Below are 584 nucleotides of genomic sequence, written 5' to 3'. Positions count from 1 at the left end.
TCGATGCCATTGCGTTTGGTCACTCTCACGCGGTCTTCCCAGGCAAAGGATTTGAGAATCTACAAGCCGTAGACAACAACAAAGGCACTATCAACGGTGTCACTGCCGTCATGCCTGGCCGTTGGGGTAGCCACGTGGGAGTCATGGATCTGGTCATCGAGCAAAAAGACGGCCAATGGCAAGTAGTGGAAGGACAATCTGAAGCTCGACCAATTTTCGACAAAGCGACTAAGAAATCGCTTGCAGAAGCAGACCAAGGCATCATTAAAGCACTCGAAGACGATCACAAAGGCACTCGCGAATTCGTTAACCAACCAATTGGTAAAGCGAATGACGTGATGTACAGCTTCTTGGCTTTGGTGCAAGATGACCCAACAATCCAAATCGTTAACCTTGCACAAAAAGACTACGTTGAACGTTTCATTCAAGGCGATCCAGACCTAGCTGACATTCCAGTTTTGAGCGCGGCAGCGCCTTTTAAAGTGGGCGGACGTAAAGATGATCCGAACGGCTTCACTGAAGTTGAATCTGGCCAACTGACTTTCCGCAACGCCGCCGACTTGTACCTATACCCAAATACGCTC

The 584-nt window shown here is 49.1% G+C and carries 1 pseudogene; it reads left to right on the top strand.

Annotation, left to right across the window (positions count from 1 at the left end):
• Positions 1 to 584: pseudogene (locus tag R8N49_RS29015) on the top strand (2',3'-cyclic-nucleotide 2'-phosphodiesterase); the annotation flags it as partial.

The organism is Vibrio sp. 1978, from assembly GCF_033344345.1.
This window is presented reverse-complemented; position numbering and strand designations above follow the sequence as displayed.